Origin of the sequence: Alcanivorax sp. 97CO-5, assembly GCF_000524665.1 — a bacterium.
GTDB classification, from domain to species: domain Bacteria; phylum Pseudomonadota; class Gammaproteobacteria; order Pseudomonadales; family Alcanivoracaceae; genus Alcanivorax; species Alcanivorax borkumensis.
Window position 1 is genome coordinate 105,846 of the sequence record NZ_KI965903.1, and the last position, 15,925, is coordinate 121,770.

A 15,925-nucleotide genomic window follows, 5' to 3' on the forward strand; every position below is an offset into this window, starting at 1 on the left:
GCCCGCTTAAGCGGGTTTGCCTGAATTCTTTGTCTCTCGAAACTTCGCCAGTGTCTCTCCCAGAATCTGGTGGAGAGGGGAAGTGTTACAGCTTCGAGCGACGAAACCTGTCCAGTGTTGTGGCAACTGTTGCAGCAATTGCTGCCCCTGTTGCAATCCGGTCAGACGAGAAAAACAGCAAGCGCCTGTGCCGGTCATACGGGCATTACCCGTATGTTGCTTGAGCCAGTCCAGCGTTTTTCCGATTTCCGGAAAATGCTGGGTTGCTACCGCTTCACAGTCGTTGTGAAATTCGCGGGTTAGCACCGTCTCAAGCGAGGCCGGTAATTTACTGATGGGTGTATCCCTTGTCAATTGCTGGTCGCCGAAAATTCGAGCAGTTGACACATGAATTCCGGGATGAACGACCAAAAAAGCATCATTTGGCAAAATAATGGGGTTTATTTTCTCGCCGACCCCTTCAGCCCAGGCGCTTTTGCCAAACACAAAAACGGGCACGTCAGCCCCTAAGGTCAAGCCGATGTGAGCCAGCTCCTGCAGAGTGAGGCCCAGGGCCCAAAATGCATTCAGGCCCAGCAAGGCGGTAGCCGCGTCGGAGGAGCCGCCGCCCACGCCGCCGCCCATGGGCAGGCGCTTGGTCAGGGTGATGGCGGCACCTTTTGAGCTGCCGGTGTGGGCTTGCAGCGCCCGGGCAGCCTGTAAAATCAGGTTGCTGTCGTCCGTGGGCAGGTCGCTGGCGCCACCTTCCTGATGACATTGTAGTGACAGGGTGTCTGCCGGGGAGAAACGCAAGGTATCGCCATGGTCGAGCAGGGCGAACACGGTTTGCAGCTGGTGATAGCCGTCGTCACGGCGACCGGTGATGTGCAGGAACAGATTGAGCTTGGCGGGAGCGGGTAACGTTAGTGTCACTGTGCGCCGCCGCCTGGCTGCCAGTCTTTAATCAGCAAAGTAAAGCGATTGCTATTCTGCTGGGCTTTGATTCTGTAGGGAAGGGTGATGCCGGCGGTGGGTTCGTAACGGTCGAAGGTAAGCGACCAGCCCAGCTGTTCAAGGGTGATCAGGCGTTGCTGATCGTCGTACCCGGCTTCAGAGGGTGCGCCGGGCCAAGGCAGGCCGCGAGCCCAGTACTGCAGTGCGGATACGGGCAGCCAGAAGCCGGTGAGATGCCAGGCCAACTCGCCGGGGCTGCGGGCTTGGTAGGTTTCCTTGGCGGTGATTAGTTCCGCGCGGCCGCTGTCCCAATGTAAATCGGCGCTACCAAAGCCCAGCGGGCCGGAGAAGTGGATGTTGCCCCGTTGTGGTTGCTGGCGCCAGTCAAAGGTGGCACTGCCACCATCGTTGACGGTGCGGTAACCCAGCTTGCCATTCATCTGCCACTGTTGGATCTGGCTGGGGTGCTCGAACTGGGTTGTGGTGGTCGGGCGTAATTGGCAGGCGCCTAGGACCAGGGTGGTCAGCGTAAGGCCAATAATGCGGGCAAGGCTCAGGGTCACAGGCGGGCTCCGAGTTTTTCCATGACTTCACGGATATGAGGGGCGTCAGGGGTGTGTTCCAAGGCGTCGCGCCAAACCTGGCGGGCCTGATTTTGCTCACCCAATATCCATAGGACTTCCCCGTAGTGGGCGGCCACTTCTGGGTCGGGGAATTTTTCGTAGGCCTGGCGCAGGTAGTTCCGGGCGGCATCCGGTTCGCCGCGTTTGTAAAGCACCCAGCCCATAGAGTCGAGAATGGCTGGATCTTCCGGGCGCAGCTCTAGTGCCTTGGACACGTACTGATACGCTTCGTCTAGCCGGTCAGTGCGGTTGCCCAGGGTATAACCCAGAGCATTGAGGGCGCTGGCATCCTCCGGATTCAGAATGATAATACGCTTCAGGTCCTTTTCCAGCTGGGCAATGTCACCTATTTTTTCGGCGGCCATGGCGCGGCTGTATAGTAGCTCGGTATTGTCGGGCTGGTCGCGCAAGGCATCATTGATCAGGGAGATGGCGCCTAATGGGTCGCCGTTATTGCTGCGCATTTCCGCTTCGGTAATGGTCAAGCTGTCTTGTAATTTTGGCTGTTGTTGAGCCAGGTTATGCATTAGGGCATGGCCTTGGCTGGTATTGCCTTGCTGGTAGAGAAGTTGGGCTGCCTGCACCCGAGCGCGGATAGCTTGGGGGCCGCCCACTTTCAGGTAATGCTCGACGGCGTTATCTAGGTCCATTTCCTGCTCGGCGGCTTGGGCCAGGTACAATTGGATATCGTCGGGCCGGTAGTTGTAGGTGAGCAGAGCCTTGAGGTGGGTCTGGGCTGCGTTGCTGGCGCCTGCTTCCAGCGCCAATAGGGCCAGAGAAAATCGCAGATCCAAGTCTTGAGGGTTTTGCTCAGCCATAATCGCCAGCTGCTTTTCTGCGTCTTCCAGCTCGCCGGATGTTAGTAGCATACGCACATAAGCGATGCGCGGGCGTTGTGCCTGAGGGTACTTGCGCACCAGTTTTTTTAGGTGGCGCAGGGCTTTTTTCTGGTCTCCTGTTTCGTAAAGGAGCTGAGCCTTGAGCAACAAGGCATCTTCATGGCGCGGCATCAGCTTGAGAGTACGCTCGGTGGCCTCCAGGGCGGGTTGAGGTTGCTCTTCGTGTTCCAGCCACAGAGCCCGGGCATACCACAGTGGGGCCTGATCCGGGTAGCGATGGGTTAGCTGGGCCAGCGCTTCCACTAGCTGTAAGTTTCCTTGCGCACCCAGCCCGCGGGCTTGGTTGACCAATCGGCCCAGGGCGTCTTCGCCGTGGGCGCTGAGTAGCTGATCCAGATAACGGGTGGTCGTTGCGGTATTGCCAAGCCGAATTTCGGACAGGATGGCCACTTGCAGGGCGTCTTCGTTGTGTGGCGACGTTTCCAGCCAGAGTTCGCTCATGGCTAGTGCCTGTAGCGGGTCTTCCAGGTAATGGGCCAGCTGGGCTGCCTGACTTATTACGTTCGGATCACGTGTACTCTGGGCGGCTCGACTGTAATAGCCCAGGGTGACGCCCAGCGATTGACGTTGGGCGGCGACTTCTGCCACTAGCAGGTCAGACAGCGTTTCGCTGTCGTAAGTGGGGGCGCTGGCCATCGACGTGGAAGGCCCCGTTTCGGTGGCCGGGGTGGTGGTCTGGCTAGCGCAGCCATGGATCAGAAGGGCGCAGCACAGAGGCAGAATTGAGAAGCGGGTCATTAAGGTCGGTATGCCTATTTTCTGTTTCGGCTATCATGGCACAGCGATTGGCTATTGCCCAAACCTCCACGTTGTTGGTTTGAGCGATGCGCCTTCGCTATCGGCCCTGACATTGTTTTGAAGGGCGCTTTCGCGCAAAATGCCACACCCTTGCGCCCCGGCTTTCCGGGGCTCCGGGCTGGCCGGGTACGATCGCCCGCTGTCATTGTCGGGCACAGGAAACTATGAATCTAGTCGCTGTCGGCGTAAATCACACCACCGCGGATGTGGAACTACGCGAACGTCTGGCGTTTTCAACGCAGCAGGCGGAGGTGGCGTTGGCCAGCTTGCGTGAGATGCCCGGGGTGCGGGAAGCTGCATTGCTGTCTACCTGTAACCGCACCGAACTGTATTGCCTCACTGACGACGTCACTCCAAATTTTGCTCAATGGCTGGCCTCTAGCCGCAATCTGTCCGTCGAACGACTCTCCACGGTGCTGTATCAGCATACCGGTGAGCAGGCGCTGGAGCATATGATGCGGGTAGCTGGCGGTCTGGATTCGCTGGTACTGGGCGAGCCACAAATTCTTGGTCAGATGCGTGAAGCCTATGCTCGAGCCCATGAGGCTGGCTTGCTCAACGGCGAGTTGTCGCGTTTGTTTCAGGAAGTCTTTTCGGTAGCCAAGCGGATCCGTACGGAAACCGGTATCGGTGCTAACCCGGTGTCTGTGGCCTATGCGGCAGTTTCGTTTGCGCGTCACATTTTTGCTGACCTGAAAAAAAGCCGGGCGCTGCTGATTGGTGCCGGTGAAATGATTGAGCTGGTGGCGCGACATTTGAGTGAGCAGCAGGTGCAGGAAATTACCATTGCCAATCGCACTCAGGAGCGAGCCTCGGAGTTGGCCGCCGCCGTGGGGGGGCGTGGTATCAGCCTAGAAGAATTGCCGGTGGCGCTGGAGCGTGCGGATATCCTGATCTCATGCACCGCTGCGCCGTTGCCGATTATGGGCAAGGGTATGGTGGAGCGGGCGCTGAAAAAACGCCGTCACCGACCCATGTTTATGGTGGATATTGCCGTGCCACGGGATATCGAACCGGAAGTGGGCGAACTGGGTGATGTCTACCTGTATACGGTGGACCATCTGCAAGAAGCGATTCAGGAAAATGTCCGTTCTCGTCAGCAGGCGGCCCAGGAGGCCTCAGAGCTGATTCGAGATGCCATTGTGCGCCACCGTCGTCAGCGCCGTGAACAGGATGCCGTTAAGGTGCTGCGTGATTATCGTGAGCAGCGCAAGGCTATGGCGGAAAGCGAACTGGAAAAAGCGTTGCAGCAGTTGCGCAATGGTGGCGATGCGGAGCAGGTGCTGCGCAGGTTTCAGCATTCGCTGGTGAACAAGTGGCTGCATTCCCCCAGCGTGACCTTGCGCAAAATGGCCGCGGATGGCCGCGCCGAAGCCCTGTTGCTGGCTCGTGAGTTGCTGCTCGACGACGACCAGTCGTAGCGCAAAGAACTCTCTCGATGTATCGAATTTTTGCGTGCGCCCGCCGGGCGGCGTATTTGCGTGAAGCGTGGAAGCGAATTTATGAAAGCGTCATTGCAAGGCAAGCTCGATAAGCTTGCAGACCGGTTTGAAGAGTTGGCGGGGCTATTGTCCGATCCGGATGTGATTAGCAACCAGAACCAATTCCGTGACCTGTCCCGGGAATACGCTGAAATTGATCCAGTGGTGAAGTGTTATCGCCAATACCAGCAGGCCGTGGAGGATCATGGTGCGGCTAAAGCGATGCAGGACGACAGCGACGCGGATATGCGTGAGATGGGCGCGGAAGAAGCCCGTGATGCTCAGGAGCGCATGGAGGCGTTAGCGGCAGAGCTGCAAAAGCTGATGCTACCGAAGGATCCCCGCGATGGAGCCAATGTGTTTCTTGAAGTTCGCGCCGGCACGGGGGGGGACGAAGCGGCCATTTTTGCCGGAGACCTATTCCGCATGTATTCCAAGTATGCGGATCAACGGGGTTGGAAAGTGGAGATGGTGAGCGCCAGTGAGGGCGAGCATGGCGGCTATAAGGAAGTGATTGCACGGGTGATTGGCGATGGCGTCTATTCGCGGATGAAATTTGAATCCGGAGCCCACCGGGTGCAACGGGTGCCGGCCACAGAATCCCAGGGGCGTATTCATACCTCTGCCTGCACAGTGGCGATTATGGCTGAAGCGGAAGACCTGGGGGATATCAAGATTCGCACTGAAGACCTGCGTATTGATACCTATCGTTCCTCCGGTGCTGGCGGTCAGCACGTTAACACCACGGATTCGGCTGTGCGCATTACTCACTTACCCACCGGGGTGGTGGTGGAGTGCCAGGATGAGCGTAGCCAGCACAAGAACAAGGCTCGGGCTATGAGCCTACTGAGCGCTAAGCTGTATGACGCGCAGCAGAATGCGGCCCATGCCGAGCAGGCTGCGGAGCGTAAATCCCTCGTCGGGTCCGGCGATCGTTCAGAGCGTATCCGTACCTATAACTATCCTCAGGGACGAGTCACTGATCATCGTATTAATCTTACCCTTTACCGGTTAAATGAAATCGTTGAAGGAGATTTGGATGAGATTTTGGGTGCGTTGCTGGCAGAGTATCAGGCGGATCAGCTAGCGGCCTTAGGCGAGCATTAACCGTGCGCATTGATGACGCCCTGCGCCAGGCTCGCCATCGGTTGGCGTCATCCCCTTGCGCAGCGCTGGATGCCCAAGTGTTGCTTTGCCATGTGCTGGAGCAATCTCGTACATGGCTGTTTACTTGGCCGGAGCGGGAACTGACCAGGGCTCAGCAGGCGGAGTTTGAAGCCCTGCTGGCTCGCCGTGAGCAGGGTGAGCCCGTGGCCCACCTGATTGGAGAGCGGGAGTTTTTTGGCCGCCGGTTTAGTGTAACCGCCGATACTCTGATTCCACGCCCCGATACTGAAACCTTGGTGGAACAGGTGCTTGCGCTGGCATTGCCTGCTAACGCACGGGTCGTGGACTTGGGAACCGGTACCGGTGCTATCGGTATTACCCTCGCTTTGGAGCAGCCGGCTTGGCAGGTGACGCTGGTGGACAATAGCGCGGCGGCGCTGCAAGTGGCAGCGGCAAATGCCCGTCAGTTGGGGGCTACAGTGCGTTGCCTGCAAGGCAGCTGGCTGACCCCCTGTGATGGTTTTTTTGACCTTGTCGTTAGCAACCCTCCTTACATTGAAGATGGCGACGTCCATTTGGCACAAGGCGATGTGCGTTTCGAGCCTCGCTCGGCCCTAGTGGCCGGCGATCAGGGGTTGGCGGATCTGATCACCATTGCGCAGCAAGCAGCAGGTAAGCTGGTTGCTGGCGGTTGGTTGTTGCTGGAGCATGGCTTTGAGCAGGGTGACGCGGTACGGGCGTTGTTGGCCGACATCGGCTTTGAAGACGTGCGTACAGAGCAGGATCTGGGCGGAAATGATCGGGTAACCTTAGGCAAGCAATGTGCCGCTGGGTCCAAGAGTTGAACATTTGCACCGCAAAGCCAGGAACGGATCTGTTGGGTGCATGAAGTGCAGCAAGCTGTACCATAGAATCCCACGCCTTTGAGTGCCAGGGAGACGATTATGCTCAACGATGACCAGCTGCTTCGCTACAGTCGCCAGTTGATGGTGGAAGAATTCGATTTGCCTGGGCAAGAAGCGTTGAGCAAGGCGCGGATATTGGTGGTGGGTTGTGGTGGCCTAGCCAATCCTGCTGCGCTGTATTTGGCGGGTGCTGGGGTGGGGCAGCTGGTGCTAGCGGATGACGACCGGGTGGAGTTGAGCAACCTGCATCGACAGGTGGCGTTTCGGGGTGACCAGCTGAATCAGGCCAAGGCGGAAGCCTTGCGCGATCAGTTGCAACTGTTGAATGCGGATGTGGATATTCGTTCCGCTGTGGTGCGGGTGGATGATGCGTGGCTGAATGAGGCTGTTGCTGACGCCACCCTAGTACTGGACTGCACTGACAATTTTTCCACTCGCCAGGCCATCAATCGTGCCTGTGTGGCGCACCGTACACCGCTGGTCAGTGGCGCCGCTATTCGCATGGATGGTCAGTTGGCGGTGTTCGATTTACGCACGGAAGACAGCCCCTGTTATGCCTGCGTGTACGGCGAGGGTTCAGAGGGGGATCTGGCCTGTAGCGAGGCGGGGATTCTCGGGCCTGTAGTGGGTATGGTGGGCACCTTGCAGGCATTGGCGGCCATACGAACCCTCACCGGTACCTCGGTGGCATCGGTTCTGCATTTGTTTGACGGTCGGACATTGAGTTGGCGCCAAGTGGCGATTCCCCGTGACCCCGAATGCCCGGTTTGCGCGATGAATTAGTTGTCGGGCTGATTGTCCGTGGCCGTGGGTATATCTTCCATGCCTTCGGCCATGATCGGCGGTTCTTCCGCCATTAAGCCAATCAGAACCAGAATGATGACAACAATCAAAAAAGCCCATCCGATGAGATGTTTCATTGTGAGCGCCCCTCCTTGGGTGGTTGTTTACGTTGTGCTTTGTTGCCTAGGCGTCGGCGCTATCGAATCAGGCCGACAGATATCCGTTACCTGACTACACCATGATGTTCCCTGCCAGGCTATGCCGCTACCAAGCTGATGGATCATGCTTGGGCTGGTTCGAATCAGATTAATGGACACGCGCTTGGGCTTGTTGACTATCGAGCAGCGGGCTGCCGCACTGCGCGGGGCCAATAGCGCCAGTAACCTCTCCCTTCGCCGGCATGACCAACCGCCGGGTTATCCACCAGAGCCTCTACATTAGCCTCGAATAGGCTGAATACATAATTGGCGGGTTTTCTTTTTCAAATAATAGCATCGCCGAACTCAAAATAGGCGATGCTCAATGTGGTGTGATGCTTGTCAGAAATATAGGGGGCAAGAGTCATGTCAGCATGCTCTGCTGGTTGGTGGTGATGTGTGCTCAGAGCCGAGCGATCTGTTCGTCGGCAACAAGGGCGCGTTTGCGCGTCAGGGTGGGCCATGCTCCCTTGGTTTCTATATCGATAGTGTGGTGTGGGCGGCACACGTCGTACTTTAAGGCGTCGTCTGTGCGGGCCTAGAGGCAGATTTCTCGGCTGTAACAGCCGCAGCCCCATCAGTGTGTTGATGGGGTGCTTATGCCGGCGGGGCTGAGCGCAAAAGCGGCTACACAAAACATGTGTTGCCTCAACCAACAATGCTCGGTTTTTCTATTGAGTCTGCCGCACAATATCAGTCTAAAACAGGCTCGCGGGTAAGGCGTTTTGATGCGAGCAAATTCGCTCAGTAATCGCGTTCGCGGGGGCCGAATTGGGGCGTTTCTTTTTTCATGTTAGCTTGCATAGCGCGGCGCTGGTTTTTGCTACGCAGCAGTTTGAACTGCAGTTTGCTTTCCACGTCGAACGCCTGGGCCTCCGGTACATTCCAACTTTGTTGAAACAGGGCCTTGCTGGCACTGATGGCATCTGGGGAGCGCCCTATGATGGCTTGAGCCAGCTTCTCGGCCTCTTCTAGTGGATCCGCCGCCACGCGGGTGACTAGGTTCATGGTTTTGGCTTCGTCGCCACTAAACAGCCGCCCGGTCATGGTCAGTTCTTTGGCCACATCCATGGGGACTAACTCGCGAAGGGTTACCGTACCTGTCATGTCGGGGATCATGCCCCATTTGATTTCCATGATGGACATTTCACAATCCGCCGTAGTGATACGGAAATCTGCAGCCAGGGCGATCTGCATGCCACCGCCGTAGCAGTAGCCGTGGAGTACCGCAATCACCGGAATTGGCAGTTCGCGCCAGCACCAGCAGACGTCCTGAAACAGATTGGTTTTTTTGATGCCGTATTTGGTAAAGCTGCGAAGTAGCTTGACCGGTTGTTTCATGACGGTGCCGAAATCCAGCCCCGCACAGAACGCTTTGCCTTCGCCCTGAAGAATAACGGCGCGCAATTGACGATCTTTACGAATCAGTCGAGCGGTTTCTACCAGCCCTTCCATCATCGGAAAATCCAAGCCGTTATACTTGTCGGCTCGGCTCAGGGTGACGTAGGCAATGCCGTCTTTCTTTTCCAGTTTTACCCGGTCGCGGATCAGGCTCATTGCAGTTTCTCCTGCAACAGTTTGTTCAATTGCTGCGGGTTCGCTTTGCCTTGGGTGGCTTTCATGGCCTGGCCCACAAAGAAACCGATTTTTTTCTTTTTCTTGGCATCATCAGAGTTGCGGTAGTCGTCTGCCTGAGCGGCATTGTTGGCGATGATGTCATCGACAATTTTTTCCAGCTCGCCGGTGTCGCTCATCTGTTTCAGGCCTTTGGCTTCGATAATCTCGTCCGGATTACCTTCACCGGCCCAGCAGGCCTCAAATACCTGCTTGGCAATTTTCGAACTGATGGTGCCGTCTTTCAGACGTGCTATCAGCTGGCCAAGCTGCTCGGCACTGACTGGGCTGTCGGTTATGCTTTTTTCTTCGGCGTTCAGCTTGGCGGCCAGCTCACCCATCACCCAGTTTGCCGCCAGCTTGGCGTCGCCGCCGGATTTTGCGGCCGCTTCAAAGAAAGCGGCAGTAGCGATGGAGCCGGATAGCAGGTCTGCATCGTATTCAGAAAGCTGATAATCGTTTGTGAAACGGGCTTTGCGTGAATCAGGCAGCTCTGGCATGGCCGCTTTCAATTCTTCGATGTCGGCATCGGTAATGGCCACTGGCAACAGATCTGGGCAGGGGAAGTAGCGATAGTCATTGGCGTCTTCCTTGCTGCGCATGGAGCGAGCGGTATGCGTGTCGCCGTTGTATAGGCGGGTTTCTTGAACGATTTCTCCGCCGTCTTCCAAAACGTCAATTTGCCGTTCCACTTCAAGGGCGATGGCCTTTTCCATGAAGCGGAAAGAATTGAGGTTTTTGGTTTCAGTGCGTGTGCCCAGGGGTTCGCCAGGTTTGCGAACAGAAATATTTACATCAAAACGCATGTTGCCTTGGGACATGTCGCCATCGCAAATACCAATGGAGGTGACGATAGCGTGCAGCTTGCGAGCAAAGGCCACGGCCTCTTCTGCGTTGGCCATGTCCGGCTCGCTGACGATTTCAATCAGCGGGGTGCCGGCGCGGTTTAGATCGATGCCCGTCATGCCATGGAAGTCTTCGTGTAAAGACTTGCCTGCATCTTCTTCTAGATGCGCATGGTGGATGCGAATGCTTTTTTTCTCACCGTTATCAAGCTGAATTTCAACGGTGCCGGCACCCACAATAGGCTCGGCCAACTGCGTGGTTTGGTAGCCTTTGGGTAGGTCTGGATAAAAATAATTTTTCCGCTCAAAAACGCTGTGACGGCAGATGTCCGCATCAATGGCCAAGCCGAATAAAGCAGCCTTGCGTACCGCTTCCCTGTTCACCACTGGCAGAGTGCCGGGCAGGCCCAGGTCGACCAATGAGGCTTGAGTGTTCGGTTCTGCGCCGGTGGATAATTTGCTCCCGGAAAACAGTTTGCTGGCGGTGTTGAGCTGGACGTGGACTTCCAGGCCGATGACGATTTCCCAACTCATTGTGCACCTCCAAACGCTGGCGCTTGTTTGTGCCAGTCTGTGGCCTGCTGGTATTTGTGGGCCACGTTAAGAATTTGCCCTTCACGGAAATAGTTGCCGATGATCTGGGTGCCGGTGGGCAGGCCGTTGATGAATCCCGTGGGCATGGACAGCGCAGGAAGGCCGGCTAAGTTAACGCCGATGGTGAACACGTCGGCCATGTACATGCTGACCGGATCATCTTTCTTCGCTCCGAGCTTGAAGGCGGTTTCAGGCGCTGTGGGTCCCATCAGTACATCTACTTTTTCAAAGGCGCGGGCAAAGTCGTCACGGATTAAACGGCGCACTTGTTGGGCGCGGCGATAGTATGCGTCGTAGTAACCAGCGGACAGCGCGTAGGCGCCGACTAAGATGCGCCGTTTTACTTCATCACCAAACCCTTCTGAGCGAGAGCGCTTGTACAGGTCTTCCAGATCCTGTGGGTCATCACATCGATGGCCGAAACGTACACCGTCAAAACGACTAAGGTTGGCACTGGCTTCTGCCGGGGCAATCACATAGTAGGCTGGTACGGATAGCTTGATGCTGGGTAAGGAGACGGATACTACTTTTGCGCCGAGTTTTTCCAGTTCGCGGATCGCGTCACGGCTGTTGTCGGCGATAGCGCCATCCAGGGTGTCTGGGAAAAACTCTTCCGGGATGCCAATGGTCAGGCCGCGGATGTCGTCTTTAAGGGCGCCAAGATAATCGCCCACCTTTTCGTTGAGGCTGGTGGAATCGCGGTGATCGTGGCCGGCCATGGCTTGCAGCATCAACGCACAGTCTTCAGCGCTTTGGGCCATGGGGCCGGCTTGGTCCAGGCTGGAAGCAAAGGCAATCATGCCCCAGCGTGAGACTCGCCCGTAGGTGGGTTTGAGGCCGGTGATGTTATTCAGCGCCGCAGGTTGGCGAATGGAGCCGCCGGTGTCGGTGCCGGTAGCAGCAGGCGCTAGGCGGGCGCCCAGGCAAGCGGCTGCGCCGCCGGAGGAGCCGCCAGGCACCCGCTCTAGATCCCATGGGTTTTTCACTGGGCCGTAGTAACTGGTTTCATTGGAGGAGCCCATGGCGAACTCGTCCATGTTGGTCTTGCCCAGCATGACGGCGCCTTCAGCCGCCATTTTTTCCACCACGGTGGCGGTGTAGGGGGCAATAAAGTTGTCCAGCATTTTTGAGCCACAGCTGGTGCGCACGCCCTCGGTGCAGAAAATATCCTTGTGGGCGATGGGCAGGCCGGTGAGCAGGCCGCTCACTGAGGAGGATGCACGGTTAGTGGCAAGGGTTGCATCGGCGGCATCCGCTTGGGCCAGTGCTTGTTCCTCGGTCACGGTGACAAAGCTGTTGAGTTCGCCGTCATACTGTTTGATGCGGGCCAAGAAGTGTTCGGTCAACTCGCGGGAGGAAAAATCTCCGGCAGCTAGGCCAGCCTTGAGTTCGGTCAGGGTTTTGGTATGCATGTTTTTTCTTTCGCCTTTAAACGGTCATGTTTATTCAATGACCCGGGGAACCAAGAAGCAGCCGTTTTCAACTGCCGGGGCAATGGCCAGTGCCTTGTCACGGATGTTGGGTTCCGTCACTACGTCGTCGCGCAAAGGTTGAGTAACGTCCAGCGGGTGGGCCATGGGGGCCACGCCGTCCACGTCGGCCTGCTGCAGCTGGTCTACCATCGCGAGGATGTCATTCAGACGGTCGGACAGGGCGTTGCTGTCCTGGGGGTCCACTTTTAGACGTGCCAGATGGGCCACCTGGGCAACCACCTTGGAATTAATGGCCATGGTTCTCTCCGTAAGCATCCCCCGCCGAAGGCTGGTGGAGGGTAAGAGCCTGTTTATATAGAGCAGCTACACAGCGCGTTCGCAAGCACGATCTAACGAAAAAAGGAACGCCGGCGCGGTTGCGTATAGATTACAAACAGGCACTAAGGGCTGAAAGGCGCAAAAAGTACCATAGACCGCCTATCCGGGGCCACTGTACCCACAGTATGTCAGCTTGCCCAATGACCTTGCCGTTGCTAGAGTTGCGCCATCTTATGAGATGCTCGGCTTTTTCCCGCTAGGCATCGTTTTTTCGCGAAAAGTTCAGGAAACTGGCCAGGATGTCCATGATTAAGCGTATTCGGGGGATGTTCTCCACCGATTTGTCCATCGATTTGGGGACCGCAAACACCCTTATTTACGTGCGTGGCCGCGGCATCGTATTGGATGAACCCTCCGTGGTTGCCATCCGTCACCATGGTGCACAGAAAAGTGTGGCGGCCGTTGGCGCTGATGCTAAGCGTATGTTGGGGCGTACCCCAGGCAATATTACGGCTATTCGGCCCATGAAAGACGGCGTTATCGCCGATTTCGACGTGACCGAAAAAATGCTGCAGTACTTTATTAAGAAAGTGCATGACACCGGGTTTTTTCCGCCGGCGCCCCGCGTGCTGGTGTGTGTACCGTGCAAATCTACCCAGGTAGAGCGTCGTGCCATTCAAGATTCCGCTTATGGTGCTGGCGCCCGTGATGTGTATTTGATCGAAGAACCCATGGCGGCGGCCATTGGTGCTGGCCTGCCCGTAGAAGAAGCCCGTGGCTCCATGGTGGTAGATATCGGTGGTGGCACCACGGAAATCGCGCTGATCTCTCTTAACGGGGTGGTCTACTCTGAGTCCGTGCGTATCGGCGGTGATCGCTTTGATGAGGCGATTGTGGCGTTTGTGCGCAAGGAATATGGCTCTCTGATTGGTGAGTCCACCGCTGAACGTATCAAACACGAAATAGGGACTGCTTACCCAGGCGCCGAGATCCGTGAAATTGATGTGCGTGGCCGTAATCTGGCGGAAGGTGTGCCGCGCAGCTTTACGCTGAATTCCGAAGAAATTCTGGAGGCTCTGAAAGAGCCCCTAGCGTCCATCGTCAATGCGGTGAAGAATGCACTGGAAGCCTCTCCGCCTGAGCTGGCCTCGGATATTGCCGAGCGTGGTTTGGTGATTACCGGTGGCGGAGCTTTGTTGCGCGATATCGATCGTCTGCTCTCGGAAGAAACAGGCTTGCCGGTGATTGTTGCCGATGACCCGTTGACCTGTGTAGCCCGTGGCGGCGGCAAGGCACTGGAGCTGATGGACAGCCAAGGCTTTGACATGCTGGCCATGGGTTAATTCCCATGGTGGCCCCGGCCAAATCCTCCTACCGCGTCATTATCGCGCTGGTCCTTGCTGTCGTCATGATGGTGTTGGATCAGCGAACCCCCTGGGCCGCCCCGGTGCGACATGTGCTGGGCTACCTGACTGCGCCCATTCATTATCTGGCCCACCTGCCGGTAGACAGTGGTGAATGGCTCTCCGAACAGACCCAAAGCCGTGGCACGCTGCTCGACGAGAATCGTCGCTTGCAGCGTCAGGCTTTGATTCTGGAGCAGAAGGTGCAGCGTTTGGCGGTGCTGGAAGCGGAAAACGTGCGGTTGCGTGAGTTGCTTAATTCTTCGGCGGACTTGGATGCCAATGTACTGGTGGCAGAAATCATCGGTGTGGATCCCGACCCGAACCGCCAGGAAATCGTGATCAACAAGGGTACGGGAGACAATGTTTTCCGAGGCCAGGCGGTGCTCGATTCCCAAGGACTGATTGGTCAGGTAGTGGATGCCGGTCCGCTCAGTTCACGGGTGCTGTTGATTACCGATGCCAGCCACGCGATGAGTGTGCAGGTAAATCGTAATGGCGTGCGCGCGGTATTAGCCGGGGTGGGGCAGTCCAGTGGACTGAAGCTTTTATATGTACCTGACACGGCGGGCATTCAACAGGGGGATTTGTTGGTGAGTACCGGTTTAGGGCAGCTGTATCCTCGAGGTTACCCGGTGGCGAGCGTAACTTCGGTGAACCATCAGGCGGGCACACCGTTTGCTCACATTACTGCGCGGCCCACAGCCCAACTTGATCGTGCCAGCCATGTGCTGCTGGTTCAGCCCACGCAAGCGCCTCAGGCTAGGCCGACTCCAGCGGAGGCTGACAATGGTCAGTGATCGTCCTGCCGGTACCGGCGTTATCATCGTTACCTTACTGTTGGCGGCTCTGCTGGAGGTAATCCCTCTACCTGCGAGCATTGACTGGATTCGCCCGGAATGGATGCTACTGGTGCTGGTGTATTGGGTACTTGTCCTGCCGCATCGTATTGGCGTGTTGTGGGGCTTTTTTGTGGGGCTTTATCACGATGTGCTGGTGGGGACTACGCTGGGACAATGGGGCCTGGCGACAGCGCTAGGCGCTTTTGTGATGCTCGCTGCGTACAAGCGCATGCGAGTGTTCAACGGGCTACAGCAGTGCGCTGTGATTTTCTTGTTGGTGGGTACGGTGAGCTTGCTGGCTTTCCTGGTGCAGGAATCCGTGGGCCGTACCTTGTATCCGCCTTACACCATTCTCTATTCTTCTGTGTCCAGCGCTTTAGTATGGCGTCCGGTATGTGCGGTGTTACGCTGGATTCAGTTGCGCTTTCTAGTACGCTAAAGAGCAATTGACAGTTGATAATGGATAATTGATAACGAAACTGTCGTCATGCAGTGGGCGCAATGACGAGTAGTTAGAATTCTTCGCTATCCATTTTCCCTTATCAATTATTCATTTTTTCTGGCCCTATGATTCTTTACCTTGCCTCCGGTTCTCCTCGCCGTGCTGAATTGCTTCAGCAGATTGCGGTTCCCTTTACGGTGCTACCGGCGCCGTCCATTGATGAAACGCCTCGGTCGGCCGAGGCGGCAGTGGACTATGTGCGACGTATGGCCCGCGAAAAGGCATTGGTGGGCCAGGCTCGTATGCCTACGCCTGGTGCTGTGTTGGGGGCTGATACGGCGGTGGTACTGGGAGACCAAATTCTGGGTAAGCCTGCCGATGATACAGAGGCGCTGGCCATGTTGACGCAGCTGAGTGGGACGTCTCATCAGGTTATCTCAGCGGTGTGTGTGTGCAGTGAAGGTCGGCAGGCTGTGCGTCACACGGTAACAACCGTACAATTTCGACCGTTTGAAGCCGCCCGGCTAGAGGTCTATGTGGCCACGGGTGAAGGGCGCGACAAAGCGGGCAGTTACGGCATTCAAGGGTTGGGTGGCGCACTGGTGGAGTCGTTGTCTGGCAGTTACAGTGGGGTGGTTGGCCTGCCGCTGGAGCAAACGGTGGAACTGCTTGAATGGGCCGACATTCCTTACTGGCAAATCGACTAAC

16 protein-coding genes are annotated in these 15,925 nt (G+C 56.8%); 8 read left to right on the forward strand and 8 right to left on the reverse strand.

The features are described 5' to 3' along the window. Window positions 1-6 precede the first annotated feature (6 nt). Genes ispE through Y017_RS09880 form a run of 3 tightly spaced genes read right to left on the reverse strand, consistent with a single transcriptional unit; the run spans window position 7 to window position 3,193 of the window. Entirely contained in the window at window positions 7-912 is a 906-nt protein-coding gene (gene ispE, locus Y017_RS09870; protein ID WP_035460565.1) for a 4-(cytidine 5'-diphospho)-2-C-methyl-D-erythritol kinase, read from the reverse strand. Next, on the reverse strand, window positions 909-1,496 hold the full coding sequence (gene lolB, locus Y017_RS09875) for a lipoprotein insertase outer membrane protein LolB (RefSeq protein ID WP_011587806.1): 588 nt from the start codon (window positions 1,494-1,496) through the stop codon (window positions 909-911). The genes ispE and lolB overlap by 4 nt, the downstream gene beginning before the upstream one ends. Further along, entirely contained in the window at window positions 1,493-3,193 is a 1,701-nt protein-coding gene (locus Y017_RS09880; RefSeq protein WP_035460566.1) for a tetratricopeptide repeat protein, read from the reverse strand. Before Y017_RS09880 ends, lolB begins: the two co-directional genes overlap by 4 nt. A gap of 224 nt (window positions 3,194-3,417) precedes the next feature. On the opposite strand from Y017_RS09880, the gene hemA reads away from it, so the two are divergent. The 4 genes from hemA to Y017_RS09900 all read left to right on the forward strand — a co-directional run bounded on the left by hemA (window position 3,418) and on the right by Y017_RS09900 (window position 7,529). After that, window positions 3,418-4,674, forward strand: coding sequence for a glutamyl-tRNA reductase (hemA, locus tag Y017_RS09885; protein WP_011587808.1), 1,257 nt, complete (start codon window positions 3,418-3,420; stop codon window positions 4,672-4,674). Between the two features lie 81 nt (window positions 4,675-4,755). Beyond that, window positions 4,756-5,841 carry a peptide chain release factor 1 gene (prfA, locus tag Y017_RS09890; RefSeq protein ID WP_011587809.1) on the forward strand — a complete coding sequence of 362 codons (1,086 nt, stop codon included), beginning with the start codon at window positions 4,756-4,758 and terminating at the stop codon, window positions 5,839-5,841. A gap of 2 nt (window positions 5,842-5,843) precedes the next feature. After that, window positions 5,844-6,686: a peptide chain release factor N(5)-glutamine methyltransferase gene (gene prmC / locus Y017_RS09895; protein ID WP_011587810.1), complete on the forward strand. Its 843-nt coding sequence runs from the start codon at window positions 5,844-5,846 to the stop codon at window positions 6,684-6,686. A gap of 99 nt (window positions 6,687-6,785) precedes the next feature. Beyond that, window positions 6,786-7,529 carry a molybdopterin-synthase adenylyltransferase MoeB gene (locus tag Y017_RS09900; RefSeq protein WP_011587811.1) on the forward strand — a complete coding sequence of 248 codons (744 nt, stop codon included), beginning with the start codon at window positions 6,786-6,788 and terminating at the stop codon, window positions 7,527-7,529. On the opposite strand, the gene Y017_RS15230 is transcribed toward Y017_RS09900, so the two are convergent. The 5 genes from Y017_RS15230 to gatC all read right to left on the reverse strand — a co-directional run bounded on the left by Y017_RS15230 (window position 7,526) and on the right by gatC (window position 12,509). Next, entirely contained in the window at window positions 7,526-7,666 is a 141-nt protein-coding gene (locus Y017_RS15230; RefSeq protein WP_155849259.1) for a hypothetical protein, read from the reverse strand. The two genes, Y017_RS09900 and Y017_RS15230, sit on opposite strands and share 4 nt — an antisense overlap. Before the next feature lie 804 nt (window positions 7,667-8,470). After that, window positions 8,471-9,283, reverse strand: a complete 813-nt coding sequence (locus Y017_RS09905; RefSeq protein WP_011587812.1) for a crotonase/enoyl-CoA hydratase family protein — start codon at window positions 9,281-9,283, stop codon at window positions 8,471-8,473. Then, window positions 9,280-10,719, reverse strand: a complete 1,440-nt coding sequence (gene gatB / locus Y017_RS09910) for an Asp-tRNA(Asn)/Glu-tRNA(Gln) amidotransferase subunit GatB (protein WP_011587813.1) — start codon at window positions 10,717-10,719, stop codon at window positions 9,280-9,282. Before gatB ends, Y017_RS09905 begins: the two co-directional genes overlap by 4 nt. Next, window positions 10,716-12,191 (reverse strand): Asp-tRNA(Asn)/Glu-tRNA(Gln) amidotransferase subunit GatA, encoded by a 1,476-nt coding sequence (gatA, locus tag Y017_RS09915; protein WP_035460568.1) that lies wholly within the window; start codon window positions 12,189-12,191, stop codon window positions 10,716-10,718. The genes gatB and gatA overlap by 4 nt, the downstream gene beginning before the upstream one ends. Window positions 12,192-12,221: 30 nt before the next feature. After that, window positions 12,222-12,509, reverse strand: a complete 288-nt coding sequence (gatC, locus tag Y017_RS09920) for an Asp-tRNA(Asn)/Glu-tRNA(Gln) amidotransferase subunit GatC (protein WP_011587815.1) — start codon at window positions 12,507-12,509, stop codon at window positions 12,222-12,224. 326 nt (window positions 12,510-12,835) lie between these two features. Between gatC and Y017_RS09925 the strand changes: the two genes are divergently transcribed. The 4 genes from Y017_RS09925 (at window position 12,836) to Y017_RS09940 (ending at window position 15,924) form a co-directional block, all read left to right on the forward strand. Beyond that, window positions 12,836-13,873, forward strand: a complete 1,038-nt coding sequence (locus tag Y017_RS09925; RefSeq protein WP_011587816.1) for a rod shape-determining protein — start codon at window positions 12,836-12,838, stop codon at window positions 13,871-13,873. Window positions 13,874-13,878: 5 nt separating this feature from the next. Further along, the gene (gene mreC / locus Y017_RS09930; RefSeq protein ID WP_011587817.1) at window positions 13,879-14,733 is read left to right on the forward strand and encodes a rod shape-determining protein MreC; all 855 of its coding nucleotides are present in this window, start codon (window positions 13,879-13,881) and stop codon (window positions 14,731-14,733) included. Then, the gene (mreD, locus tag Y017_RS09935) at window positions 14,723-15,214 is read left to right on the forward strand and encodes a rod shape-determining protein MreD (RefSeq protein WP_011587818.1); all 492 of its coding nucleotides are present in this window, start codon (window positions 14,723-14,725) and stop codon (window positions 15,212-15,214) included. Before mreC ends, mreD begins: the two co-directional genes overlap by 11 nt. Window positions 15,215-15,342: 128 nt before the next feature. Beyond that, complete coding sequence (locus Y017_RS09940; protein ID WP_011587819.1) at window positions 15,343-15,924, forward strand: nucleoside triphosphate pyrophosphatase; 582 nt, start codon at window positions 15,343-15,345, stop codon at window positions 15,922-15,924. The last annotated feature ends 1 nt before the right edge of the window (window position 15,925 follow it).

Bases quoted from the DNA above. Each gene is read 5' to 3' on its own strand.
- Y017_RS09880 (WP_035460566.1), bottom strand. From the start codon at position 3,193: ATGACCCGCTTCTCAATTCTGCCTCTGTGCTGCGCCCTTCTGATCCAT.
- hemA (WP_011587808.1), top strand. From the start codon at position 3,418: ATGAATCTAGTCGCTGTCGGCGTAAATCACACCACCGCGGATGTGGAA.
- prfA (WP_011587809.1), top strand. From the start codon at position 4,756: ATGAAAGCGTCATTGCAAGGCAAGCTCGATAAGCTTGCAGACCGGTTT.
- Y017_RS09900 (WP_011587811.1), top strand. From the start codon at position 6,786: ATGCTCAACGATGACCAGCTGCTTCGCTACAGTCGCCAGTTGATGGTG.
- Y017_RS15230 (WP_155849259.1), bottom strand. From the start codon at position 7,666: ATGAAACATCTCATCGGATGGGCTTTTTTGATTGTTGTCATCATTCTG.
- Y017_RS09905 (WP_011587812.1), bottom strand. From the start codon at position 9,283: ATGAGCCTGATCCGCGACCGGGTAAAACTGGAAAAGAAAGACGGCATT.
- gatB (WP_011587813.1), bottom strand. From the start codon at position 10,719: ATGAGTTGGGAAATCGTCATCGGCCTGGAAGTCCACGTCCAGCTCAAC.
- gatA (WP_035460568.1), bottom strand. From the start codon at position 12,191: ATGCATACCAAAACCCTGACCGAACTCAAGGCTGGCCTAGCTGCCGGA.
- gatC (WP_011587815.1), bottom strand. From the start codon at position 12,509: ATGGCCATTAATTCCAAGGTGGTTGCCCAGGTGGCCCATCTGGCACGT.
- Y017_RS09925 (WP_011587816.1), top strand. From the start codon at position 12,836: ATGATTAAGCGTATTCGGGGGATGTTCTCCACCGATTTGTCCATCGAT.
- mreC (WP_011587817.1), top strand. From the start codon at position 13,879: ATGGTGGCCCCGGCCAAATCCTCCTACCGCGTCATTATCGCGCTGGTC.
- mreD (WP_011587818.1), top strand. From the start codon at position 14,723: ATGGTCAGTGATCGTCCTGCCGGTACCGGCGTTATCATCGTTACCTTA.
- Y017_RS09940 (WP_011587819.1), top strand. From the start codon at position 15,343: ATGATTCTTTACCTTGCCTCCGGTTCTCCTCGCCGTGCTGAATTGCTT.